25 protein-coding genes and 1 pseudogene are annotated in these 22,105 nt (G+C 65.8%); 18 read left to right on the top strand and 8 right to left on the bottom strand.

The genetic code is table 11. The features are described from left to right. The first annotated feature begins 24 nt into the window (after positions 1 to 24). The 10 genes from AC1DZQ_RS03530 (at position 25) to AC1DZQ_RS03575 (ending at position 6,276) form a co-directional block, all read left to right on the top strand. On the top strand, positions 25 to 351 hold the full coding sequence (locus AC1DZQ_RS03530; RefSeq protein WP_476962187.1) for an ArsR/SmtB family transcription factor: 327 nt from the start codon (positions 25 to 27) through the stop codon (positions 349 to 351). Next, entirely contained in the window at positions 348 to 1,178 is an 831-nt protein-coding gene (locus AC1DZQ_RS03535) for a cation diffusion facilitator family transporter (RefSeq protein ID WP_476962188.1), read from the top strand. Before AC1DZQ_RS03530 ends, AC1DZQ_RS03535 begins: the two co-directional genes overlap by 4 nt. A gap of 123 nt (positions 1,179 to 1,301) precedes the next feature. Further along, positions 1,302 to 1,568 carry a DsbA family protein gene (locus tag AC1DZQ_RS03540; RefSeq protein WP_476962411.1) on the top strand — a complete coding sequence of 89 codons (267 nt, stop codon included), beginning with the start codon at positions 1,302 to 1,304 and terminating at the stop codon, positions 1,566 to 1,568. A gap of 20 nt (positions 1,569 to 1,588) precedes the next feature. After that, positions 1,589 to 1,924, top strand: a complete 336-nt coding sequence (locus AC1DZQ_RS03545) for a YnfA family protein (protein WP_476962189.1) — start codon at positions 1,589 to 1,591, stop codon at positions 1,922 to 1,924. A 214-nt stretch (positions 1,925 to 2,138) separates the two neighbouring features. Beyond that, positions 2,139 to 2,570: a LexA family protein gene (locus tag AC1DZQ_RS03550; protein WP_476962190.1), complete on the top strand. Its 432-nt coding sequence runs from the start codon at positions 2,139 to 2,141 to the stop codon at positions 2,568 to 2,570. Between the two features lie 8 nt (positions 2,571 to 2,578). After that, positions 2,579 to 3,877, top strand: coding sequence for a Y-family DNA polymerase (locus AC1DZQ_RS03555; protein WP_476962191.1), 1,299 nt, complete (start codon positions 2,579 to 2,581; stop codon positions 3,875 to 3,877). Positions 3,878 to 3,917: 40 nt separating this feature from the next. Continuing rightward, positions 3,918 to 4,193 (top strand): hypothetical protein, encoded by a 276-nt coding sequence (locus tag AC1DZQ_RS03560; RefSeq protein WP_476962192.1) that lies wholly within the window; start codon positions 3,918 to 3,920, stop codon positions 4,191 to 4,193. A gap of 12 nt (positions 4,194 to 4,205) precedes the next feature. Next, positions 4,206 to 4,580, top strand: coding sequence for a hypothetical protein (locus AC1DZQ_RS03565; RefSeq protein ID WP_476962193.1), 375 nt, complete (start codon positions 4,206 to 4,208; stop codon positions 4,578 to 4,580). A gap of 49 nt (positions 4,581 to 4,629) precedes the next feature. Further along, positions 4,630 to 5,580 (top strand): NmrA family NAD(P)-binding protein, encoded by a 951-nt coding sequence (locus AC1DZQ_RS03570; protein ID WP_476962194.1) that lies wholly within the window; start codon positions 4,630 to 4,632, stop codon positions 5,578 to 5,580. A 354-nt stretch (positions 5,581 to 5,934) separates the two neighbouring features. Beyond that, on the top strand, positions 5,935 to 6,276 hold the full coding sequence (locus AC1DZQ_RS03575; RefSeq protein ID WP_476962195.1) for a YciI family protein: 342 nt from the start codon (positions 5,935 to 5,937) through the stop codon (positions 6,274 to 6,276). A 234-nt stretch (positions 6,277 to 6,510) separates the two neighbouring features. Here AC1DZQ_RS03575 and AC1DZQ_RS03580 read toward each other — a convergent pair whose 3' ends face one another. After that, on the bottom strand, positions 6,511 to 7,503 hold the full coding sequence (locus tag AC1DZQ_RS03580; protein ID WP_476962196.1) for a patatin-like phospholipase family protein: 993 nt from the start codon (positions 7,501 to 7,503) through the stop codon (positions 6,511 to 6,513). Between the two features lie 288 nt (positions 7,504 to 7,791). On the opposite strand from AC1DZQ_RS03580, the gene AC1DZQ_RS03585 reads away from it, so the two are divergent. Together AC1DZQ_RS03585 and AC1DZQ_RS03590 are read left to right on the top strand one after the other, a co-directional pair. After that, positions 7,792 to 8,121 carry an SGNH/GDSL hydrolase family protein gene (locus AC1DZQ_RS03585; protein WP_476962197.1) on the top strand — a complete coding sequence of 110 codons (330 nt, stop codon included), beginning with the start codon at positions 7,792 to 7,794 and terminating at the stop codon, positions 8,119 to 8,121. Positions 8,122 to 8,230: 109 nt separating this feature from the next. Next, positions 8,231 to 8,479, top strand: coding sequence for a hypothetical protein (locus tag AC1DZQ_RS03590; RefSeq protein WP_476962198.1), 249 nt, complete (start codon positions 8,231 to 8,233; stop codon positions 8,477 to 8,479). An 88-nt stretch (positions 8,480 to 8,567) separates the two neighbouring features. Here AC1DZQ_RS03590 and AC1DZQ_RS03595 read toward each other — a convergent pair whose 3' ends face one another. The 6 genes from AC1DZQ_RS03595 to AC1DZQ_RS03620 form a co-directional block, all read right to left on the bottom strand. After that, complete coding sequence (locus AC1DZQ_RS03595; RefSeq protein ID WP_476962199.1) at positions 8,568 to 9,005, bottom strand: methyltransferase family protein; 438 nt, start codon at positions 9,003 to 9,005, stop codon at positions 8,568 to 8,570. 646 nt (positions 9,006 to 9,651) lie between these two features. After that, the gene (locus AC1DZQ_RS03600) at positions 9,652 to 10,488 is read right to left on the bottom strand and encodes an ABC transporter permease (RefSeq protein ID WP_476962200.1); all 837 of its coding nucleotides are present in this window, start codon (positions 10,486 to 10,488) and stop codon (positions 9,652 to 9,654) included. Beyond that, the gene (locus AC1DZQ_RS03605) at positions 10,485 to 11,429 is read right to left on the bottom strand and encodes an ATP-binding cassette domain-containing protein (protein ID WP_476962201.1); all 945 of its coding nucleotides are present in this window, start codon (positions 11,427 to 11,429) and stop codon (positions 10,485 to 10,487) included. The genes AC1DZQ_RS03600 and AC1DZQ_RS03605 overlap by 4 nt, the downstream gene beginning before the upstream one ends. Before the next feature lie 32 nt (positions 11,430 to 11,461). Continuing rightward, complete coding sequence (locus AC1DZQ_RS03610) at positions 11,462 to 12,307, bottom strand: DUF4097 family beta strand repeat-containing protein (RefSeq protein ID WP_476962202.1); 846 nt, start codon at positions 12,305 to 12,307, stop codon at positions 11,462 to 11,464. A gap of 79 nt (positions 12,308 to 12,386) precedes the next feature. Further along, entirely contained in the window at positions 12,387 to 12,875 is a 489-nt protein-coding gene (locus tag AC1DZQ_RS03615) for a histidine kinase (protein ID WP_476962203.1), read from the bottom strand. A gap of 107 nt (positions 12,876 to 12,982) precedes the next feature. Further along, positions 12,983 to 13,645: a DNA alkylation repair protein gene (locus AC1DZQ_RS03620; RefSeq protein ID WP_476962412.1), complete on the bottom strand. Its 663-nt coding sequence runs from the start codon at positions 13,643 to 13,645 to the stop codon at positions 12,983 to 12,985. A 336-nt stretch (positions 13,646 to 13,981) separates the two neighbouring features. On the opposite strand from AC1DZQ_RS03620, the gene AC1DZQ_RS03625 reads away from it, so the two are divergent. Then, positions 13,982 to 14,899: a C2 family cysteine protease gene (locus AC1DZQ_RS03625; RefSeq protein WP_476962204.1), complete on the top strand. Its 918-nt coding sequence runs from the start codon at positions 13,982 to 13,984 to the stop codon at positions 14,897 to 14,899. Positions 14,900 to 15,031: 132 nt separating this feature from the next. Next, positions 15,032 to 15,130 (top strand): annotated as a pseudogene (locus tag AC1DZQ_RS03630) (carbohydrate ABC transporter permease); the annotation flags it as partial. A gap of 41 nt (positions 15,131 to 15,171) precedes the next feature. Here AC1DZQ_RS03630 and AC1DZQ_RS03635 read toward each other — a convergent pair. Further along, complete coding sequence (locus AC1DZQ_RS03635) at positions 15,172 to 16,320, bottom strand: RsbRD N-terminal domain-containing protein (RefSeq protein ID WP_476962205.1); 1,149 nt, start codon at positions 16,318 to 16,320, stop codon at positions 15,172 to 15,174. A gap of 184 nt (positions 16,321 to 16,504) precedes the next feature. Here AC1DZQ_RS03635 and AC1DZQ_RS03640 point away from each other — a divergent pair, with 184 nt between their 5' ends. From AC1DZQ_RS03640 to AC1DZQ_RS03655, 4 genes are read left to right on the top strand one after another with little or no spacing between them, the layout of a single operon-like run. Continuing rightward, a complete protein-coding gene (locus AC1DZQ_RS03640; RefSeq protein WP_476962206.1) occupies positions 16,505 to 18,040 on the top strand; it encodes an amino acid permease in 1,536 nt (511 codons plus the stop codon). Beyond that, entirely contained in the window at positions 18,037 to 19,422 is a 1,386-nt protein-coding gene (locus AC1DZQ_RS03645; protein ID WP_476962207.1) for a M20 family metallo-hydrolase, read from the top strand. The genes AC1DZQ_RS03640 and AC1DZQ_RS03645 overlap by 4 nt, the downstream gene beginning before the upstream one ends. Then, positions 19,419 to 20,231 (top strand): nitrilase-related carbon-nitrogen hydrolase, encoded by an 813-nt coding sequence (locus tag AC1DZQ_RS03650; protein WP_476962208.1) that lies wholly within the window; start codon positions 19,419 to 19,421, stop codon positions 20,229 to 20,231. The genes AC1DZQ_RS03645 and AC1DZQ_RS03650 overlap by 4 nt, the downstream gene beginning before the upstream one ends. A gap of 51 nt (positions 20,232 to 20,282) precedes the next feature. Further along, complete coding sequence (locus AC1DZQ_RS03655; RefSeq protein ID WP_476962413.1) at positions 20,283 to 21,941, top strand: flavin monoamine oxidase family protein; 1,659 nt, start codon at positions 20,283 to 20,285, stop codon at positions 21,939 to 21,941. Positions 21,942 to 22,105: the final 164 nt, after the last annotated feature.

Here is a 22,105-nt window from a genome sequence, read left to right on the forward strand (position 1 = left end):
CACCCAAGGCTGTACTTTAGCCATATGGAAACGCTCACCCAGGCACCCGTGCTGGCCCGATTCGGCTACGCGGTGTCAGACCCGACCCGCGCCCGGATCCTTCTGGCACTTTCGGAGGCCCCGTCCTATCCCTCGGACCTGGCTGATTCCGTGGGGGTATCGAGACAGAGCATGTCCAACCACCTGACGTGCCTGCGGGGCTGCGGACTGGTCGTTGCCGTCCCCGATGGGCGGCGGAGCCGCTATGAACTGGCAGATGCCCGGCTTGGTCACGCCATCAAGGACCTGATCGGTGTCGTCCTTGCGGTGGACCCGGCATGCTGCGCTCCGGACGGGCAGTGCATCGCATGACCACGCTGATCCACACACCAACTTCGGATCGCCGCGCGGTGCTGGGCCGGAGGATCAGGCTGTTCGCGGCCGCGACCATTACTTATAACGTCATCGAGGCTGTTGTAGCTCTCTGGGCCGGCGGGGTCGCGGACTCTTCGGCGCTGATCGGCTTCGGCCTGGACTCGGTCATTGAAGTGACTTCCGCCCTGGCGCTGTCCTGGCAGTTCTCTGCCAAGGATCCGGAACGACGTGAGCACCTGACGCTGCGGATCATAGCCATCTCGTTCTTCGCCCTCGCCGCGTTCGTGGCCGTGGACGCCATCCGGTCACTCACGGGCGCAGGCGAGGCCCGACACTCAACACCTGGGATCGTAATCGCTGCCTTGAGCCTGGCGATCATGCCTGTCCTGTCATGGGCGCAGCGTCGCGCCGGGCGGGAGCTTGGCTCCAGGACGGCCGTAGCGGATTCCAAGCAGACGTTGCTCTGCACGTACCTCTCCGCCGTCTTGCTGATTGGCTTGATTCTGAACAGCACTCTGGGTTGGTGGTGGGCCGATGCCGGCGCGGCACTGGTCATCGCAGGTATCGCGGTGCGGGAAGGCATCAACGCTTGGCGAGGTGATGCCTGCTGCGCCATACCGCACGACACTGACGGCCACGCTGAAGAGGACGATGACTGCTGCGCGCCCATCGAAAAGACCTCAGCAGCATCCGCCCTTGCGGTGACCGTGACGGCCGCGACGGCAGGTAAAGAGCCAGCGGATTCTTGCTGCGCAGGGTGCGGACCAGACGCCTCGGCTGCGTCTGTCTCCGTTGACCTTGGAACGCAGCCGGCCGATCGATGAGCGCAGTCGTTTCCGCCGAGGGTCCGCATCACCATCTGGATCCCCCTCGCGGCCCTTGTCGGCGCCGGGGTGATCTGGTGCGTCGTATTCACCGCCAACAACCCCGCGCCGGCCGCACCTCTGGTGGCCGCCGACGCCCAGCTCATCAGGGAAGACAGCCACCGGGGCACGAACCCGGCCACTGAGAAGGCCCAACTGGTCGAGTTCCTGGACTTCGAATGCGAATCCTGCCGGGCAGCTGAGCCCCTGGTGGAGGAACTGAAAAGGGAATACGGGGACCGGATCACTTTCGTCCACCGTTACTTCCCGCTGCCCGCACGCCCGGCGGTCATGCGGTTGGGGTCTGGCTGTCTCTGTCTGCGATCGAGGTCTGGACCCACGACCAGTTAGCCCAATGACAGGATGGGGTCATGCCCATAGCGAAGTCCATCCTGTTGTTCGCCCTCGCCGCCGCCGCTGAAATCGGGGGCGCCTGGCTGGTCTGGCAAGCCGTGCGGGAGGACAAAGCCTGGTGGTGGGCCGGCCTCGGCGTCATTGCCCTGGGGATTTATGGTTTCGTCGCCACCTTGCAGCCCGACGCGCACTTCGGCAGGATCCTCGCTGCGTACGGTGGTGTTTTTGTTGCAGGCTCCCTGGCGTGGGGCATGATCTTCGACGGTTTCCGTCCCGACCGCTGGGACATCATCGGGTCCCTTATCTGTCTCGTGGGTGTCGCCGTGATTATGTTCTCGCCCCGCGGCTCCTAACCCAGATGTACTGGCGCGGTTTCACCTTGGTCCGCGACCGCGACCGCCGGCTGTACTGTCCAGAACGCAACAACCGGGCAGAGCCAGACGGAACGGGCCGAATACTCAGATCGTAGAGCGCACGGTAGATCGTTTCGTGCGCCAGATGCCGTCTTTTGTCGGCCCGTCCGGCTACACTGAATGAATCGAACATATATTCGAATAAAGGTGTGTTGTGGGCGTTATTGTCGGTCCCCGCGTGATAGACGCGGGCATGTCGTTGCTGTCGGTGCTGATCTCTCCGGTCCCCGTCGCGGCCGGGTACCCCTCGCCGGCGCAGGACTACTTTGATGGGCGGATCGACCTGAACGTGCACCTGATCAAGGACATCACCAGCACCTACGTCGTGCGGGTCTCCGGAGACTCGATGGAACGCGCCGGGATCAGCGACGGCGATGAACTGATCGTGAACCGGGCGCTGGACCCCAAGGACGGGTCCGTGGTCATCGCCGTCCTGGACGGGGAACTGACCATTAAGCGGCTGCGGATCACGGCCGCCGGCGTCGTGCTGCAGGCGGAGAATCCGGCGTACCCGGACATCCGTGTACCGTCCTTGTCGGATCTGGTCATCTGGGGCGTCGCGACCCGCTGCCTGCACCATGTTTGAGGCACACCATGTCTAAGCCCGCCCCGATGCGGCGCATGCCACAGATCGCGCACGTGGATGTGAACTGCTTCTACGCCTCGGCCGAGCGGGCATTCGATCCGTCCCTCGAAGGCCGGCCCGTCGTCGTCCTGTCCAACAACGACGGCTGTGCCGTCACCCGGTCCCCAGAAGCCAAGGCCCTTGGCATTGCCTTGGGTGAGCCCTGGTTCAAACTCGCCCCGCGCGCCAGGGAGTGGGGACTGATGGCTCTGTCCAGCAACTACGAACTCTACGGCGACATCAGCGCCCGCGTAATGGAACTGCTCGGCCGGTACAGCGCCTGGCTGGAGGTCTACAGCATCGACGAGGCCTTCCTCGGCGTCAAAGGCACCCCGGACGAACTCCTTGCCCTGGGCCAGACCATGAAGGCAGCCGTGCGGCGCAACGTAGGAGTTCCGGTCTGCGTGGGGATCGCGCCCACGAAGACCCTGGCGAAACTGGCCAACAGGTGGGCCAAGAACAACCCTGCCTTCGGCGGCGTCTGCCATTGGGACTCCGTGCCCGCCGCCGACCGGGAGGCGCTGATGCGCCGCCTGTCCGTGGTTGAGATCTGGGGCGTCGCGACGCGGTTGGCCAAGCGCCTCAACGCCTTGGGGCTCCAGTCCATCCTTGACCTGTCCCGGGCGGACCCGGTCATGATCCGGGACCGCTTCTCCGTGGTCATGATGCGGACCGTCCTGGAGCTGCAGGGTACCCCGTGCATCCCGATGGAGGAAGAACGGATCGGCCGGGACCAGCTCATCTTCTCCCGGTCCTTCGCGACTCCCATCACCACCGCCGCCGGGATCCGGCAGGTCATGAGCGTCTACGGCCAGCAGGCCTCGGCCCGGCTGGCCAAACACGGCCTCCAAGCCAAAGTCCTCACCGCATTCGCCGGCACCTCCCACTTCAACCCGAACGACACCTCCTACCCCTCGGTCTGCGTGCCCCTGCCGATGCCCACCGCCGATCCTGTCCTGCTCACCCGGGCCGCCCACGCTCTCCTGCCCCACATCCACGAGGGCATCAAGTACGCCAGGGCCGGCATCATGGTCACCGACCTCCGGCCCACCGGCAACCAGGCACCGCTGGCCCTGTTCGAAAACCCGCACGAGGAACGCCACGTCGGCACCCTCCTGGAAGACGTGACCCGCCGCTACGGGCGCGGCTCCATCGGCCTCGGTCACGGAGGCATCCGCGGCGGACCGGACTGGACCATGAAACGCGACATGCTCTCCCCCCGCTACACCACCCACTGGGACGAACTCCCCCTCGTCAAAGCCGCCTAACACAACCTGCCGCTCGACCGCACCACGAAAGACCACCCCCATGACCCTTACCACCGAAATCCCGGCACGAACCCGCGACCTCCAGGTCCGGCTCGACCCGGCAGGCAAGCCCCTCGCCATCCGGCACGACGGACGGATCTGGATTGTCGATCCCGCCACCGAGTCCCGACAGTGGATCGGCGGCGACGACGCAAGCATCGAATACTGGAACGTCCATGCCCGGCTGGGGGCCAATTCAACACTGCGGACGTTCACTCTCCGCCGGAACCCGCGCTCCTCACAGTGGCTCTTGGAATCCGTCGATGACGGTTCGTGAATGCCGCCACCGATGAGCGGCGGACCGATCAGCAACCAGACGTGGGAGGCGATCAGGGCGGAGTTCACGCTGCCTGCCCTGGAACAGGTGCGCCTCCGGCTCGCCGAGCTCATGGACGAGCCCCAACCTGTGATGCAGCTGCTCGTCCGAGTCTTCATCGACGACGGCACCTTCTGCCCGGGATTCCAATTCCTCGCCGGCGGCCACCTCCACCCGACCGTCGTCGAACTTTTCCAGCGCGCGATAGAACTGAAGGTTCCGCACAACTACTTCACGGCCTGGATGGTCACACCCTCCCGGGAGCTCGGCGGGTCCCGCCCCGTCGACCATCTGAATGGTGGCCCCGCTCCCCTGCTTCGCGCACTGGAGACCTACCGCCGTTGGTAGTCTTTAGCGCACCATCCCTTTCCGCGCGACATCACTTGAGGTGCAACCTATGACCCCTACGACACCCCCACCGGGCACCGTCCTTCTTGCCGGTGCCACCGGCGATCTCGGCGGACGTATCCTCCGGAATTTGGTCGCTTTGGGGGCCACCGTTCGGGTCCTGACACGACCAGGGACCAGCACGGCGCGGATTGCACAGCTCCGCGCCCAGAGCGTCGAGGTGATCCAAGCGGGCTATGACGATCCGGCCGGCCTCCAAAGGGCCTGCACGGATGTTGACTGCGTGGTCTCCGCGATCAACGGCCCGGACAGCGCAATCTTCGGTGCCCAGTCGCGCTTGCTGGAGGCGGCGGCCGCGGTGGGCGTACCGCGTTTCATCCCTTCCGATTTCTCCATCGATTACCGCGGTATCCGCCCCCGAAGTAACCGGAACTTGCAACTCCGCAGGGACTTCGCACAGCGACTGGACGCCACCGAAATCCGGGCCACGTCCATCCTCAACGGCGCCTTCACCGACATGCTCTCCGGGCAGGCACCAATGATCCTGTTCTCCCGGCACCGTGTGCTTTTCTGGTCCGACGCCGACCAGGTGCTCGACTTCACCACCAAGGACGACACCGCCGCCTACACCGCCGCCGCCGCCCTCGACGAGCGAGCTCCCCGCGTCCTCCAGATCGCCGGGGACCAGGTCACGGCAAGGTCCCTGGCATCCACCATGTCCGACCTGACTGGAACACAATTCCGGCTCCTCTACGCGGGCAGCGTCGGTTCCTTGACTGCCATGAGCCGGGCGGTCAAAGCCCTCATGCCGGCCTCTGACGAGCCGTTCCCACCGTGGCAGGGCATGCAGTACTTCGCCAGCATGTTCAGCGGCGACGCGAACCTGCGCTACATCACCAATGACCGGTACGGCAGCAGGAAGTGGACCACAGCCCGGGACGTCCTGGAGGCAGCACGGGCAGCAGAGCTGACCCCGCAGCAAGCGGAATCCGGCATTTAGTCCAAGCACACAGTGCTGTCAGCGAATCAGGCGCTCGGCTCACTGATTCTGATCCAGTAGCGCCACGCCGTGCTGTCTGCGTTGTTGCAGCCATCCTCGAGGATGCTGGCTAAATCGCAGCTTGAGCTGCGGGTCGCGGAGCCACGTAGGTGTTCGAATCGTTCAGCTGCGGCATCAGCTGCTTGCCTTGGCCCCGCTCGGGTTCACGGCAGGCCTCGACCAGTCGCTGGTACGGTCGCGCGGCTCTACCCTTGACCGCATGTCGGGCACAGGAGCCATAATCGGGCTGGGCGCCGGAGCGGTGCCGCAGAGAAGAGCCGACGGATCGCGCCGCCGGAGCAGAGGAGTCCTCGAATGACGAAGTACCTGATCTCGTTCCCCGGTGAGGCCATGGCGTTCCCCGAGGAGGACTTCGAGGCGGTGGTCGAAGCCTCGCATGCCGTCATCGACGAGGCCAAGGCGGCGGGCGTGTACGTCTTCGGCGGCGGGATCGATGAGGACGTAGACCCGGTGCTCGTGGCCGGTGACGGCACCGTCACCGAGGGCACGTACCCAGGCCACAACGTGCCCAACGGCGGCTACACCGTTCTCGAGCTGCCCTCGCGGGAGGCTGCACTCGAGTGGGCCGCGAAGATCGCCGTCGCCTGCCGCTGCTCGCAAGAGGTCCGGCAGTTCCAGTACGACCCGGCCAGTTGACGAGGGCGACCTCAGCCAGAGACGGTCGTGCGTCGCTACGAGCGCCTGGCCGAGGGATGTCGGCTCGTACGATACGACCGGGCTGGATGCGGGCTGTCGCCCTACCCGGCCACCGATGCGCCAACCAGCCCCATACCCTCAAACATGAAGAGCCGGATCTAATTCAATGCCGTTCAGTTAGGACTCCGCAGGATACGCCTCGACGTTGGAGCAGTTGAAGGCCGTCGGAGAGCGTCAGCGCCAGAATTCGGTGAGCTGCTCGGCAAGGGCTCTGCCTTGGTTGTAACCCGCCCGAGCAGCGGGCGGACGCAGCGACAGATCCATCGCATTGGCGCCGAACATGTGCTCGGAGTTGCTAGCCGGGAAGATCGTTTCGACGCTGCTGGAGCGTGCGCGTAGCTCGTCGACCTGTGCGGCAAGATGCATGCCCCACTCCAACGGCGTCCGCGTTCTGCCGCCGAATGGCGACAGCACCAGCACCCGCCCGTATCCGGCTGCCAGGTCGGCATTCTCGTTGCGCCGGTAGCCGCCGTCGATATATCGGCTGTCCCCGATCCTGTAGGCGTAGCCACTGGCACAACTGGCGGCGACGGCGTCCGCCAGGTCGACTCCGCTGTGGCGGTCGAACACGACCGGTTCACCGGTATGGGCATCGACCGCTGTGATGAGGACCGTCCGTTGCGGCCAGCGCTGACTGGGCAGCCGCGCGGCGACGGTCGCGCGCCACCGCGTTTGCCCGGAACCGTCCGACGCCGCATCCATGTCGAGTGCCGCCGCGCCCATTCTGCGGCGCATGTCAGCGGCATCCTCAGCGGCGGCGATGATCTTGCTCGTTCTCTCCATGTGGTCCGCCGCCGGCCTGATCGGAACGCGTCCACCGTCGGATCCGACCGGACCGGTCTGTTGCTGGGGCGCCGCGGCAAGGATGGCGGCAAGCAGTTCGGTCGGGGTCGCGCCAGCTATCTGGGCCGCGGCCGTCGATCCGGCTGACGTTCCGATGACCAGATCAGCCTCGGTCACATCCAGCCCGGCATCGAAGAGGCCGGCGATGACACCGATCAGCCACGCGTTGCCTGTCGATCCGCCGCCACCGAGGACTAACGCTCGCTCGCCCGCGGCGCGCACCCGCTTTGTGGCGTCGACCTGCGGCTGATCCTGGTCGGTCCGCGGCCGGTCGGAGGCCGTCGTCGTGGTGGAGTGCAGAGCTGAAGAAGGTGTTGTGTTCATGGGAGTCGCCTTTCGCGAATTGCCTGGGCGGGCGCTCCCAGTTGAGACTATTTCAGTCGCGCGATCGCGGACTGCAGGGGAGCACCCATTGCGGATACTGCGTACATGGGTCTCACCTCCTGCCGATGAATCACGATCACGGGAATGATCGCACACCAGCGACGCGGTGCGCAATCGGTATCAAGCCGGTTGCCGTGCGCCTGTCGAACGCGCCGCCAGCCGCTACACCCTCATCTGTGACGGGCCAGTTGACGAAGGCGTGGGTGCGAGGAGTGGGAGGGTCCGGCAATGACTTTGCGACTTGGGGTGTACGAGGACATGTCCCGGCTGCGCGATTCACTCCCGGACTCCCAGGTGCTCGTCGTCGAACCCTACTGGCCCTTCCTGGAAGAGCCACCGCGGATCCGCCGAGTCTTCGATCTCCATGCCGAGTGTGCCGAGGAAACGGGCCTGCCATTCCTGTTGGGCCAATACGGCGTCTTTGCCGCCGATCCTCCCCCGTTCTTCTACCCGGAACCGGATCAGATACACCCGAACGATCTCGGCCACGCCAAACTGGCAGAGGTCATGAGCCAAGCACTCGAACCATACGTGGACAAAGCCAGGGCTGCCGCCTAATTCCTGGGACTACGAAATGAGTCATTCTGGATGGTCTTTTCTTCCAAGGTGGCGGGAACCATCGACATATCGGGGGTATGACATTGAACAGCATGAATCGCCAACCAAGGTGAGCGGATTGAAGGGTCAGGAGCCTCGTCGCTCAGGGGAAATCGGCGGCGGACGGTACGTCGTCAGCGTGATCCTCCTCGTCGTTGGTTGGATGCTGGGGGCGCCTTCGGCGCTGCTGCTCCTCATCGGCTTGGGTGGTCAACTGTTCGGACTGGCCTTTCCGGCGTGGATTCTGATCGGCCTCCTGATAGGAACGTGCACGGGGATCGGGCTGGTCCTGGCCGGGCGAACGATCAAAGCGCGCTAGACATCCGTGGGCGACTAGGGACAGCTGGACTCGACTGGTGGGAATGCCACGCGCACAAGCCAGCGTGGACAAACGGACGGAACCCACATCATCTCGAAGAGCGCTGCGCCCTCGATACTTGAGGGATCCAGCAGCGGACCGTGTCACGGTATTGCTGGAATTCTTCGCCGAAACGTTCCTGGAGGTCAGACTCCTCGAGCGGCCTGACGGCGTAGTTCCACACCAGCGAGCCCACGACCGCGTAGGCAACGACGAACCATGACTGCAGGATGAGACCGATTGCGGCGCCCTGCACAATGCCCGGGGCCGCCATCGGATTCCGAATCCAGCGATACGGACCTGCGATGACCAAGCGGTTGGGCATCGCCGACGGCAGCGGCGTGCCATCTCCCAGCGTCGACATCACTACCACCGACCAGACGCCGAGAGAGCTGGCCAGTCCGAGAACCGTGACGCCGACAGGAACTGCAGACGACGGAAACGCGAGCCCCAACGTCCAGCGCCGTTCCAGGACCGCTATGACCAACGGAATCCCGCCAGGAAAAACCCCAGAATAGGACGATTTGCCCGAAGGTTGAAGCCACGTGGGTCGCGGCGGTCGGGCGGCAGCTGGCGGGGCGGAACGCGAACGGACCGCGGATGATCCACGCAGTCGGTGCACGCCCCAGCAATACGAGGCAGAGAGCGAGCAGGGAACCTGCGGTTGCAGCGCCCATGCTTAGTACGCCCCAGCCGGCTTCTGTATTGATCGTGCCGTATACCGCCAGTGCGACGGCGACGCCGCCGGTCCACCCGGTACTCACTATCGCGGCAGCCTTGACGCCGAATGCTGCACCCGACGCCGCGTCGGCAAAAGTCCACCGTGGCGTCTTAACCAATTGACTGCCTGAATGGGCGCTGTCCAGGGCGACTATTGCCAAGCATACTTATCAATGTTTAGTGTGGTCCTGGGAGGAGGCCCGCCCTGCGAACGCGGGCCTCCGGCACACGCCTCTTGCCGGCTCTCCAACGGCCGGCTCCGCGTCCAAGCGCGGGGCCGGCCTGGACCGGCATCCACAAAATAGAAGCAGGGACTGCGTCTGGCCCCAGATCTCATACTCGGCCCTGCCGCAACAGAACGGGCGGCCGCGATGCGCTCGCGACCGCCCGCAGCTACCGGGTGCATCCTGGGCTCAGCGCACCGACTTCCGCTCATAGATCGCCATCGACCAGGCGTACCCGGCGACCACGATCACGACGCACCACCCGATTGCCAGCACGGGGCTCCAGCCGAGCGGGGTGCCGAGCAGCAGCCCGCGGATGGCCTCGATGAACGGCGTGAACGGCTGGTACTGCGCGAACCACTGCAGCCACTCCGGCATCGACTCGGTCGGCACAAAGCCGCTGCTGAGGAAAGGCAGGAAGGTCAGCACGAGGGGCAGATTGCTGGCCGTCTCGGCCGACTTCGCCTGCATGCCCATGGCCACCCCGAGCCAGCTGATCGCGTACGCAATGAGCAAAAGCAGACCGGCGGCAGAGAGCCACTCGACAAACCCGGCGGTCGGGCGGAAGCCGATGAGCAGACCGACGCCGAGCACGAGCGCGACGGCGATGATCGCCTGGATGGTATTGCCGAGCACGTGCCCGGCGAGCACCGCAGCCCGCGAGATCGCCATCGTGCGGAACCGCGCGGTGATGCCCTCGGTCATGTCCATCGAAACTGTCGTCGCGATGCCGCCGGCGCTGCCGGCGATGGTCAACAGCAGGATGCCCGGCATGACGTACGCGACATAGGCCTCCCGCCCGCCGGCCGGATCCGCACCGGGCAGGCCGGCCCCGAGCGTGCCGCCGAACACGAACACGAAAAATAGCAGCAGGACTACCGGCCCTACGATGGTGAACACCGACAGGCCCGGGTAGCGCACCATGTGCAGCAGGTTGCGGCGCAGCATCGTGACCGAGTCCGTAATGACGTGCGATTGCCGACGGGTGCCCGGGGCGGTCTGGCGCTTGGCGGTGATGGTGGTCATGATTCGGTTCCCTTCGTCTCGACCCGGCCGGTGAGCGCGAAGAACACGTCATCGAGGTCCGGGGTGTGGATGCTGAGGTCGTCGACCTCCAGGTTGGCCGCGTCGAGGCGGTCCAGCACGGTGCGCAGCGCGCCGACACCGCCGTCGCTCGGCACGGTGAGTGAGAGCCCGGCGTCGTCGCGGGCGGACTCGCCGAGCAGGCGGGAGGCGGCGTCGAGCCGCGCGGCATCGGCGAACCGGAGCCGGATGTGGCCTCCGGGCACCAGGCGCTTGAGCTCGTCCGGCGTGCCCTCGGCGACAAGGCGGCCGCCGTCGAGCACCGCAATGCGATCCGCGAGCTCGTCTGCCTCGTCCAGGTACTGGGTGGTGAGCAGCACGGTTGTGCCGTTCGCGACCAGGCCGCGCACGATGTCCCACATGGTGTGCCGGCTGCGCGGGTCCAGGCCCGTGGTCGGCTCGTCGAGGAAGATGACGCTGGGCGCCGAGACGAGGGTCATCGCGAGGTCGAGGCGGCGCTGCATCCCGCCTGAGTAGGTGGCGAGCGGCTTGCGGGCGGCCTCGACGAGATCGAACTGCTCTAGCAGCTCGGCCACCCGGGTCTTGGAGCGCTTCGCCCCGAGGTGGCGCAGCCGGGCCATCAGCAGCAGGTTCTCCTCGCCGGTGAGCAGCTTGTCCACCGCGGAAAACTGGCCGGTGAGGCCGATCGCGGCGCGGACGCCGTCGGGGTCGCGCTCGACGTCGCGTCCGTTCACGAGTGCCGTGCCGCCGTCGGGCCGCACCAGCGTGGACAGGATGTGCACGGTGGTCGTCTTGCCGGCGCCGTTCGGGCCGAGCAGCGCGGTGACGGTGCCCGCGCTCACGGTCAGGTCGACGTCGTCGAGCACGGCCTTTCCGGCGTAGGACTTCCGCAGCCCGTGCACTTCGATTGCTGTCGCGTTCATGTGCTTCGTTCCCTTCTATTGGTTGCCCGGAGTCATCGGGCGCGCTGGATGCTGATGTCACCGTGCTGGGTGCGTGCGCGCACTGCGACGGTCTGTTCGGACGCGTCGGGAGCGCGGTCGCTGTCGAGCTGGTTGCGCACATGCCCCTCCTTCGAGGACAGATCGAGCCAGGCGGGAACGCCGGGCCGCACGCCGATGGTGACCTGGCCGAAGCCGCTCTCGACCTGAATGGAACCGCTCGAAACCTCGGCCAGCTGGATGCTGCCATACGCGGTCTTGGCCGCGACGGAGCCGAGTGCCTTCGTGATCTCGAGGTCGCCGTAGGAGAGCTTCGCCTCGAGGTCGCCGCCGGACTCCCCGATCAGGATGGTGCCGTGCGACGCCTTCAGGATCGCGTCGCCAGTGACCTTGCCGATCCGGATCTGACCGTGGTCTGCCGTGATCTCGATCCCGCCCTCGGCGGTGCCCAGGGTCGCGTTGCCGTGCGAGGCGCGCAGCCACAGGTCGCCGGTGGTGTCGACATCAACGCGGCCCATCGAGCTCTTGATGCGGGTTGCGCCGAGGCGTCCGACGGTGCGCACGCCGCCGACCCCGATCTCTGCGGTGAGCCGGGACCCGGCCGGCAGCTCGACCTTCACGTCGATCGACTCGGTTGGGCCGATCCAGCTGATGCGGGGCCGCGGGCCCGTGATGATGAGCCGCTGGCCGTCGACGTCGACCTTGGTCTCCTCCGCGCCCCGGCGGTCGACCGCCTTGGCGGGGTTGGTCGGCGACACGGTCACAACCGTGTCGTCGCGGTCAGTGGCGATGACTTCGATCCCGCCGACCTGCAGTTTGATGGCGAGGTCGATGGGGGTGGGGGTGTCGTAGGTGGGCATGCTGGCGCCTTCCTCTTATAGATGTGTTTGATCGACCCCGCAGGAATGCGTGGCTGGTGGATGCGGTGGGGTGAGCGGGTTAGCGCGCCCAGCCGGCGAAGTTGTCGCCGGTGCGCAGGGTGCGTTGCGCGGATCGTCGTTGCTTGGGTTGGAGGGCGGCCGCAACCGCGCGGACCAGCCAGGTGTTGACGGACAGGCCGTCAGCCGCTGCCGCCTCGTCCACCCGCGTCTTGAGGGCGTCCGGCAGGCGGAGCGTCGTGCGCGAGGTGCTCGCGTCGTCGAGGTCGAGGGGTGCAGCGGCCCGCTCGTCGCTGTCCGATTCCGTGTTCGGCTGGGTCACTACGAACTCGACGTCGCGTCCGCGCAGCCGCATGTCAACCGATCCGGGGGCGAGGTCGCGGGTGATCTCGCCGACGGCGGCCGACAGGACGTCGAGGAGCACGAGCCGCGTCGCGGCATCGAGTCCGGCGGCCAGCCGCTCGGCGACGGCTCGGGTGTCCTCCGCGCCGTTCTCCGCGGCATCCACTAACTGGCGTTGCAGGTCGGTGACGTACTGTCCGAGTTCCATGCCACCATAGTGACACCACGGTGGTGTCACGTCAAGCTTTCGTGGTGTCACCGGTCACGCGCAGGTTGGTGCGGCGGCTTGCCGGCCTGCTTTGGGAACTCGGGCCTCTATTTGGCGTCCTGTCGGTTCACCATCGCGGTGATCCAGATGGGCGCGAACGGAGAGGTGCAGTTCGGGGGCGTCGGGTAGTCCTTGAGCACCTCCAGGCGCTCGCCAATGCCGATGGCGCGGGCGCGGTGTTCGGGGTGCTCAATCCCGATCTGGGCCAGGCAGTGGTTCATCGCCCACTGCAACCGATCCGGGGCGTCCTTCATCTCCACTTCGATGCTGTCGAGCAGTCCTGGCAGGTCAAGGCCCCCGGGCCTCTTCGCCACGCGTTCCGTGGTCAGCGCCCACCCGGCACTGGCGACCACCGGGTCCGGATCGGCGAACCAGGCCACGCGCAGTTCCTCGGCATGGGGGTTCTTCTTCACCACATAGTTGACGAGCCAGTCCTGCACCTTGGGAGTGTTCGCCTGGCGCAACATGACGTCCAACTCATCACGATCGAACGCCTTCGGACGGCAGATCAGGAGCGCCAGGAGCCGCGCCGCGGTATCACCGGTCCCCCACAGCTCACGTGCCAGCTCCTGCTGGGTCTTTAGCCGCTTCGCCAACGCGCGCAGCTTGCCGAGGTTCACCCCGTGGTCGTCACCGTGCCTGGCGTTCACCTCGCGGATCCTCGGGTCCTCGAGTTCGGCCAGCCCGGCCATCACCTCGGCCACCGTCATGCCGGTTTCCGTCGTCTGGGCCACCCCAGCCTCCTGTCCATAGCTTGTGGGATTCAGCTTACGACCACGGTTCGGCCCCCTGTGGCAACAACCCGGATGCGGCCGACTTCAGAAAAGCGACAAGACCGCACCGCGACAGCGCTCCCTGGTAAGCGCCCGGTGCTTGCCTGTGAATCTCCCGCTGGCCCTTGCCCCCGACTGGTTGCCTGCGGCAAGCTATTGATCACCTGATGAATTGATCAACCAGGAGAGGTCCGACGGCGAGGATGCCGCGGAAGGTTGCCGCGGCAATGCCGCCGCCGGGCAGGAGCCCCGCAGAACGGGAGGGCACGGAACATGGAACGTGCAGTACCCAGGTCGGCTAAATATCGTGCCATCGTCATTTCTTCGTTGATTGCCGTGGTGCTAATTCTTGGAATTGCGTTTATTTTTATTTCCCGGTCGACCGTTGCGCCGTATTCCGGTCCTCCAACCACTCCGGGGGCATCCGGGCGACCAGTGAGTAATCCTGCCGTGTCCGGGAAAGCAACGTTCCAAAAGGTGCCGAATCAGGTTCTGTTTGCGCTTGATAGTGCCGGCAAACCGGATATCTCCGGAGACCTGAAGAACATCAAGCAGGGTGATGCCGGCGATTGCTATTTCCTGGCAGCGTTGATGACAGTGGCCGCACGCTCGCCTGAAACCGTTTTGAACATGGTTCATGACAATGGCGACGGGACCTACACCATTTCATTCCACAGCAAGTATGACGGCGCACCCAATCCGGTGACAGTGACGGTTAATGGTGACCTTCCGTATCGCCGCGGCAAAACCTTTGAAAACGGCATCGAAAATATCGACGGCAAGAACGTTTCATGGGCCGCGATTATCGAGAAAGGGTGGGCGGCCGCGAACGGCAACCACTATGACGGCATCGATGGCACAGACCTCAGCAACGCCCAGGATCACGATGTGCACAACGCCCTTTACGCGATCACCGGCGAGGTGGGCGTCGACCGCAATCCCGGCGGACCCATGACGGAAGTGAGCTTCGCGCAGATCGAGCAGGACTTCACGAACGGCCTCATAACGCTTGGGACCTCCAACGACGACGGCAAGCTGGTCTCCGACCACTCCTACGCATTGCTGGGCGTGAATTCCTCCGACCAAACCGTAGTGGTAGGGGATCCGGAGGGCGGCCAAGATACGCTGCCGTTCGATACTTTCCAGTCCACCAACATCAACCAGTACATCGCAATCCCGACCTATCCTTGAGCGCCAGCCCCCTCCCCTGCCGGTTGACGGCATGATGCCGGTACGGCAGCACGGCGCTTTGTCGCTGTCATGGCTGTTCCCGGCGTCGTGCTCCTGATTCCGAAGTCCCTCGTCATTAACCAACTGGGGATGCTGGCCGCTGCCGCGATCATGACCATCCCCGTCGCCATAGTGTTCTTCATCTTCCAGAAACGGATCATGAACGCCACCGCCGGCGCGGTCAAGGAGTAACTGGTGTCGGCGCTGTCAGACCACCTGAGGTTCAAGGCTGGCTAGCCTCCGATGGCGAGCAGCGCCAGCGCGCTGTCGCGTGGTTTTTGAAGGTCCAGACCGGTGTAGCCCTCGAACGCCGCCAGCCGGTTGACCACGGTATTGCGGTGGCAGGCGAGACGGTCGGCCGTCGCCACGAGGCTGCCGAGCTCCAGGTAAGTCCGCGCTGCTTCCAGGAGGCGTTCCCGCTCCGCGTCGCTGCATCGCTCAAGCGCCGAAAGTACCAGGCTTTCAGGGTTGCAGCCCACTTGCGAAAGCCGGTGTGCCGTGATGGACAGCCAGCGGTCCCGCAGCGTGAAGACTCCCCTGCTGCCCATGGGCAGGTCCTTCATGATTTCCCGGGCAGCGCTGACGGCTGCGCGCACTCCTGCGATCCCGTTGGCGGGCGGTGCCACTGCGACGGCCACACCGTCGAACAGTGCGGCCTCCTGGAAACTCAACTTTTCGTCGGAGGATGCCGTCCGGGGCCGGATGACCAAGGTGTGGTGGCCCTGGTCATAGGTCAGCACAGGAAGGTCCCGGGGCGGGCGCGCCCGGATCCGCCTCCTGATCAGCAGACCATCGTTCCGGTCAATGGCCGCCACCAGGAACACCCCGTGAGGGTTAATGCGCAGTGCGCCCGCTATCCGTGACAGATCCGTTGGGGAGGGTTCGGCCGGCGCCAGCAGTTGCGTCAGGTACTGCTGTTGAAGATCGGCATCGGCGCCCTCAATTTCCTCCAGCTCCCTCAAATAGCGTTCTTGGACGCTGGACGCGAACCGGTCCACCGTCGCCCAGACCACTTCTGCCTTCTCTACCAGCAGCGCAGGGTCGGCGCCGAGCGCTGGGGAGGCCAGCGCATCCCACAGCACCGAAAAATCCAGCCGGATAGCCCGCACCAGGCCTTCCAATGGAACTCCCTGCCGAGCCCTGCGGGCACCAAGTTCGGAGGCAATGTCCGCCAGCGCGTCAATTTCGGAGGCCTGTCCCCCGAGGGCCGAGAGCATGGCAGCGAAGGAGCGGAAGCTGCTGCGGCGCAGATCTTCAAGGGTGAGACCCGAGTCCGCGTAGGCCGGGTCGGGAAGTATTCGGGTCAGAAACTTTTCCACGAGTTCGGGCAGCTGCGTGCCGACGGCGGCAATGAGAACTCGCCATCGTTCGTCCTCGGTCATATCAGTCCTCCCACAGTCGCCGCTCCTATCATCCCCGAAGCGGACCTCGACAGCGTTGTACCTTCGTACATTTTTTGCCTGCTCTTCTGCCTTCCGCCGTCATGGGCAATGGCCCCGCGCCTTGGGACGATCGAAGTCAGCCGCAGCGTGGCGGCGAACAGACTTTGACCCGCCAGGAGATTCCATGACCATCATTGACCCAGTCGAGGAACGGACAACGGCCGTCCGTCCCGACGAACAGTCCGGATACAAGAAGGGACTTTCCAACCGCCAGGTGCAGATGATCGGGATCGGCGGAGCCATCGGCACCGGCCTGTTCCTGGGTGCGGGTGGACGCCTGGCCTCAGCCGGGCCCGTACTCCCTGTGGTGTACGCGATCTGCGGAGTGTTTGCGTTCTTCATTCTCCGTGCCCTCGGCGAACTGGTCCTGCACCGCCCGTCTTCGGGCTCGTTCGTCTCCTACGCCCGGGAATTCTACGGCGAAAAGGCCGCCTACATCTCCGGATGGGTCTATTCGCTGTCCTGGGCGCTCACGGCGATCGTGGACATCACCGCCGTCGCGGTCTACCTGAATTACTGGACCGCCTTCAGCAGCGTGCCGCAATGGATCCTGGCACTGGCCGCCCTGGTCGTGGTCACCGCCGTCAACCTCATCTCCGTGAAGCTGTTCGGTGAGCTGGAATTCTGGTTCGCCGTCATCAAGGTGGGCGCCCTCGTGGCGTTCCTCCTGGTGGGAGGCATCTTCCTCGCCGGCAACTTCCCAGTCGCAGGCCACCAGCCCGGGCTCTCCCTGATCACGGACCACGGCGGCATGCTGCCTAACGGGCTCCTGCCCGCCATCGTCATTGTGCAGGGCATCGTGTTCGCCTACGCAGGCATCGACATGATCGGCGTCGCCGCGGGAGAGACCAAGGACCCCCGGAAGATCATGCCCAAGGCGGTCAACGCCGTCATCTTCCGGATCGCCATCTTCTACGTCGGATCCACGGCCCTGCTGGCGATGCTGCTGCCGTACACCGCCTACAAGGCCGGCGAGTCCCCCTTCGTGACCTTTTTCGCCAGCATCGGGGTACCAGGCGCCGGTGACGTGATGAACTTCGTGGTCCTCACCGCGGCCCTGTCCAGCCTCAATGCCGGCCTCTATTCCACCGGGCGGATATACCGCTCCATGGCCCAGACCGGGACAGCGCCGAAGTTCATGGAGCGCATGAGCCGCGGCGGCGTACCCTACGGCGGAATCCTCTTCACCGCCGCATTCACCCTGCTCGGCGTGGGCCTGAACGCCGTTGTTCCCAAGATGGCCTTCGAAATCACCATCAACGCCACCGCCCTGGCCATCCTCTGCACCTGGGCCACCATCATTTTGTGCCAGCTCAAACTGTACAAACTGTCCAAGGCGGGGCTCATGCCCCGGCCCGCCTTCCGGCTCTTCGGTGCGCCGTGGACCTCCTACCTCACACTGGCCTTCCTGGCCGCGGTGCTGGTCCTGATGCTGTTTGATTTCCCGATCGGAACCTACACGGTCGGCTCCCTGGCGATCATCATCCCGGCACTGATTGCCGGCTGGTATTCGGTGCGGAAACGCGTCAACGAGCTCGCCAGGACCCAACCGCTGACCGGCGCCATCACAGTACAAGTACCAGCGCCAACGCCAGCCACCCCGCATTCAGCAACCCAGCATTCATCAAGCCGGTTCAACAACGAGGAGCACACACCATGACTGCCGCAGCTACCCGCCCCGCCCATACGCTGGCCACCAATACACTGGCCGGACCCTCCGCGGACACCCGCCAGGCAACTTCCGATGACGCCGCGTCTTTCCTCCGCGACTTCCGCAGCCTCTCGGCCATCGGGGAAACACCCGGCCACGGCGTGGACCGCCAGGCCGCCACCGCGGCGGACGCACAGGCACGTGCCTGGTTCACCTCCCTCGCCTCGCAGTACGGCTTCCGCACCGAGGCGGACAGGATCGGCAATCTCTTCGCACTCATCGAATGGAACCCCGGCGCGCCCTTCGTTCTGGTGGGATCGCACCTGGACAGCCAACCGACGGCCGGAAAGTACGACGGCGCCTACGGCGTCGCCGCAGCCCTTCACGCCGGCCGCCGGCTGGCGGACCGGGCAGCCTCCACACCGTCCGACGGCGTCGCCGCGGCCGCCGCGCCCAAATACAACCTCGCCGTCGTTGACTGGTTCAATGAGGAAGGCTGCCGCTTCGCCCCGTCCATGATGGGCAGCTCCGTCTACACCGGAAAGCTCCCGGCCGACGCCGCGCTCGCCGTCACGGACACCGCCGGCACCAGCGTGCGCGAAGCGCTCTCCGAAATCGGGCACCTCGGCAGCGGCGAGGGTCCCACGGCGGCGGCCTACGCCGAGATTCACATCGAACAGGGCCGTTCCATGGAGGACTCGGGCACCACGATCGGCCTGGTCCACGCCTGCTGGGCCGCCGCGAAATACACCGTGACCGTCCACGGCGAACAGGCACACACGGGCTCAACCGTCATCGCCGACCGCAGGGACGCCCTGTTGGGCGCCTCCCGCCTGGTGGTGCTGCTGCGGGAAATCGCGGACCACTTCAGCGGCGCGGTCCTGCACACCTCCGTGGGCCAACTGACCGTCTACCCGAACTCGCCCGTGGTGGTGCCGTCCCGGGTGGAGCTGGTCATGGACCTGCGGACCGCCGACGAGGAGATCCTGGCCTCCGCCAAAGCCCTGCTCCGCGCCGGAATCGCCGGCATCGAGGCGGAGGCCAACGTCAGCATTGACGTCGCGGAGTCCCACGCCTGGGGCATCAACCCCTACCAGCCCGCCGGTGTGACCCTGGCCGCCGAATGCGCTGCCGAACTGGGCCTCAGTCACCGCCAGGTGTTCACGCTGGCCGGACACGACTCCATCAACATGAAGGACATTGTCCCGACGGTCATGCTGTTCGTCCCCAGCGTGGACGGCATCTCCCACAACGAACGCGAGTACACGAACGACGACGACGCTTGCGCCGGCGTGGACATGCTCACCCGTGTGGTGGAACGGCTATGCAACGGGGACCTCGACGGCGCCGCAGCACCCGAGTCCGGCGCCGGGGTCCGGGGCATCCAGTGACGGGCCGCATCAGGGTGGCCGTCCTGCAGGGCACCGGGCTGGTCAACTCGCCGCAGGAGAACCTCAACCGGCTTGCCTCCCGCGCGCAGGAAGCCCGGGCGCAGGGCGCGGAGCTGCTGGTGACGCCCGAACTGTTCGTCAGCGGCTATGCGCCCAGTTTGGTCCACACCACCGACGGCGCAGCCCAGCGGAAGCAGCTCGCGGACATCGCTGCGTCCGCCGGCCTGGCGATCGTGGGCTCCACGGTCGAACACGACCGGGACCGGCACTATATTTCGGCGTCCTTCTTCGACCGCGATGGCGCCGAACTGACCCGGTACCGCAAGCAGCACCTCTTCGGGGCCGAGGAGAAGGGCGCCTTCGATGCCGGGGAGGCGGATCCCGCCGTCGTCCGCTTCAAGGGGGTCAACGTTGCCCTCGGAATTTGCTTCGACATCGAGTTCCCCGAGTTTGTCCGCGCCGCGGCCGTCGCAGGCGCGGAACTGCTCTGCGTTCCAACGGCGGTTCCGCTGCGCGCGGGCGGCCAGACCGACGCGCACCCCTTCGACACCCGGCTGGTCCCGGCGATGGTGGTGCCCACCCGCGCGCTGGAAAGCCAGCTTTTCATCGCGTACGCCAACCACGCCGGCCCGCACTTCGCCGGCCTGAGTACCGTCGCCGATCCGTACGGCCGCCGCCTCGCGGCGGCCAGCGACGACGCGGAGCTCATCGTCGCGGACGTTGCCGTGTCCATCCTCCGCCAGGCCCGGCTGGACACCGACTACCTTTCCACCTTCGTTCACAGCGCAGCCAGCGCACGCCCCCAGTAAAGGACCCCTGTGACCATCGCAGCCACCAGCACGCCGACTGCAAACCTGAGCATGCTCATCCCCGATTTCCCGTTCCCCTACGACGACTTCATCACCCATACGGCGGGAATCGGCTCCGTCCCGGCCGACATGTATGGCACGGAAGTGGCCGTGGTGGGTGCCGGGATGTCGGGACTCGTCGCCGCCTACGAACTCATGAAGATGGGGCTCAAGCCCGTTGTGTACGAGTCCTCCCGGATCGGCGGACGCCTTCGCGGAGGAACCCAGCCGGGCCAGTCCGGCCCCGTCGCTGACCTCGGCGGAATGCGCTTCCCGAAGTCCGGTGCCTCGTTCTTCCACTACGCGGACCTCGTCGGCATCGAAACCCAGCCGTTTCCCAACCCGCTGACCCCCGCAGCCGGTAGCACGGTGATCGAGCTCGGCGGCCAGGCCCACTACGCCGAGACACCCGCCGACCTTCCCGGCTTCTTCGGGGAAGTCTCCAATGCCTGGGACGACTGTCTGGAGGAACGCGCCCACTTCAGCGCCATGCAGGAGGCCATCCGCACCCGCGACCTGGCCACCATCAAGAAGCTCTGGAACGAGCTGGTTCCGCGCTTCGATGACACCTCCTTCTCGGGCTATCTGGCCGCTTCGAAGGCGTTCTCCTCCCTGCCGTTCGAATACCGGGAGGCCTTCGGACAGGTCGGGTTCGGGACGGGCGGCTGGGACACCAATTTCCCGGACAGCATCCTGGAGATCCTCCGGGTCGTGTACGTGGATGCCGACGCCGACCAGCACCGGATCATCGGCGGCGCCCAGCTCCTGCCCGAACGGCTCTGGAACTATGCCCCGCCGGGCCTGGCGCACTGGCCGGAGGGCACCAGCCTGGCCTCCCTGCATGGCGGCCACCCGCGGCCCGGCGTCGCCGCCATCCGGCGGGTGCCCGGCAATGACCGCGGAACGGCTGGCAGCCAGGAACCCATCGCCGTCACCGACAAATGGGGACAGTCACGGCAGTACGCGGCCGTCATTGCGACGTGCCAGAGCTGGCTGCTCTCGGCGCGGATCGACGTCGACGAATCGCTCTTCAGCCACAAACTCTGGACCGCGATCGAGCGCAGCCACTACATGCAGTCCTCCAAGACGTTCGTCGTCGTCGACCGGCCGTTCTGGAAGGACATCGACCCGCAGACCGGCCGCCAGGTCATGAGCACCACGCTCACCGACCGTCTCACCCGCGGAACCTACCTGCTGGACAACGGCCCGGACCAGCCTGCCCTGATCTGCCTGTCCTACACGTGGAACGATGATGCCCTGAAGTGGCTGCCGCTGGACGCCGACGAACGGGTCCGGCTCATGCTGCACTCCCTGAAGCAGATCTACCCCACCGTGGACATCGCCTCGCACATCGTCGGTGACCCCATTACGGTCTCCTGGGAGGACGACCCCAACTTCATGGGCGCTTTCAGCGACAACCTTCCCGGTCACTACCGCTACCAGGAACGGCTGTACACGCACTTCATGCAGGACGGAATGGATGCGGCGCACCGCGGGATCTACCTTGCGGGTGACGGTGTCTCCTGGACCGGCGGCTGGGCCGACGGGGCTGTGACCACTGGCCTGAACGCGGTGTGGGGCGTCATGACGCAACTCGGCGGCAAGACCCATCCGGAGAACCCGGGACCGGGCGACCGCTTCGACGAGTTGAAGCCTGTCCGGCTGCCCTGACCGGAGCGGGCCCTTCCGCGATTGGGCGAAGGATCATGCTGGTCGGCGTTGACACCCACGAGGCCGGCCCATCGGGCCGGCCTCGCGGCCCAACCGGGCACGTCTGGGTGTAATAAGTCTGGTGACTGTTGGGCCACAGAGTGGTAAACATGAACTGTTCCGCT

This window comes from Arthrobacter sp. P1_C12_2 (genome assembly GCF_056406415.1).

Excerpts from the sequence above, each read along its gene's own strand:
- AC1DZQ_RS03530 (WP_476962187.1), top strand. The coding sequence starts at position 25 with ATGGAAACGCTCACCCAGGCACCCGTGCTGGCCCGATTCGGCTACGCG.
- AC1DZQ_RS03535 (WP_476962188.1), top strand. The coding sequence starts at position 348 with ATGACCACGCTGATCCACACACCAACTTCGGATCGCCGCGCGGTGCTG.
- AC1DZQ_RS03545 (WP_476962189.1), top strand. The coding sequence starts at position 1,589 with ATGCCCATAGCGAAGTCCATCCTGTTGTTCGCCCTCGCCGCCGCCGCT.
- AC1DZQ_RS03555 (WP_476962191.1), top strand. The coding sequence starts at position 2,579 with ATGTCTAAGCCCGCCCCGATGCGGCGCATGCCACAGATCGCGCACGTG.
- AC1DZQ_RS03560 (WP_476962192.1), top strand. The coding sequence starts at position 3,918 with ATGACCCTTACCACCGAAATCCCGGCACGAACCCGCGACCTCCAGGTC.
- AC1DZQ_RS03565 (WP_476962193.1), top strand. The coding sequence starts at position 4,206 with ATGAGCGGCGGACCGATCAGCAACCAGACGTGGGAGGCGATCAGGGCG.
- AC1DZQ_RS03570 (WP_476962194.1), top strand. The coding sequence starts at position 4,630 with ATGACCCCTACGACACCCCCACCGGGCACCGTCCTTCTTGCCGGTGCC.
- AC1DZQ_RS03575 (WP_476962195.1), top strand. The coding sequence starts at position 5,935 with ATGACGAAGTACCTGATCTCGTTCCCCGGTGAGGCCATGGCGTTCCCC.
- AC1DZQ_RS03580 (WP_476962196.1), bottom strand. The coding sequence starts at position 7,503 with ATGAACACAACACCTTCTTCAGCTCTGCACTCCACCACGACGACGGCC.
- AC1DZQ_RS03585 (WP_476962197.1), top strand. The coding sequence starts at position 7,792 with ATGACTTTGCGACTTGGGGTGTACGAGGACATGTCCCGGCTGCGCGAT.
- AC1DZQ_RS03600 (WP_476962200.1), bottom strand. The coding sequence starts at position 10,488 with ATGACCACCATCACCGCCAAGCGCCAGACCGCCCCGGGCACCCGTCGG.
- AC1DZQ_RS03605 (WP_476962201.1), bottom strand. The coding sequence starts at position 11,429 with ATGAACGCGACAGCAATCGAAGTGCACGGGCTGCGGAAGTCCTACGCC.
- AC1DZQ_RS03610 (WP_476962202.1), bottom strand. The coding sequence starts at position 12,307 with ATGCCCACCTACGACACCCCCACCCCCATCGACCTCGCCATCAAACTG.
- AC1DZQ_RS03615 (WP_476962203.1), bottom strand. The coding sequence starts at position 12,875 with ATGGAACTCGGACAGTACGTCACCGACCTGCAACGCCAGTTAGTGGAT.
- AC1DZQ_RS03620 (WP_476962412.1), bottom strand. The coding sequence starts at position 13,645 with ATGACGGTGGCCGAGGTGATGGCCGGGCTGGCCGAACTCGAGGACCCG.
- AC1DZQ_RS03625 (WP_476962204.1), top strand. The coding sequence starts at position 13,982 with ATGGAACGTGCAGTACCCAGGTCGGCTAAATATCGTGCCATCGTCATT.
- AC1DZQ_RS03635 (WP_476962205.1), bottom strand. The coding sequence starts at position 16,320 with ATGACCGAGGACGAACGATGGCGAGTTCTCATTGCCGCCGTCGGCACG.
- AC1DZQ_RS03640 (WP_476962206.1), top strand. The coding sequence starts at position 16,505 with ATGACCATCATTGACCCAGTCGAGGAACGGACAACGGCCGTCCGTCCC.
- AC1DZQ_RS03645 (WP_476962207.1), top strand. The coding sequence starts at position 18,037 with ATGACTGCCGCAGCTACCCGCCCCGCCCATACGCTGGCCACCAATACA.
- AC1DZQ_RS03655 (WP_476962413.1), top strand. The coding sequence starts at position 20,283 with ATGCTCATCCCCGATTTCCCGTTCCCCTACGACGACTTCATCACCCAT.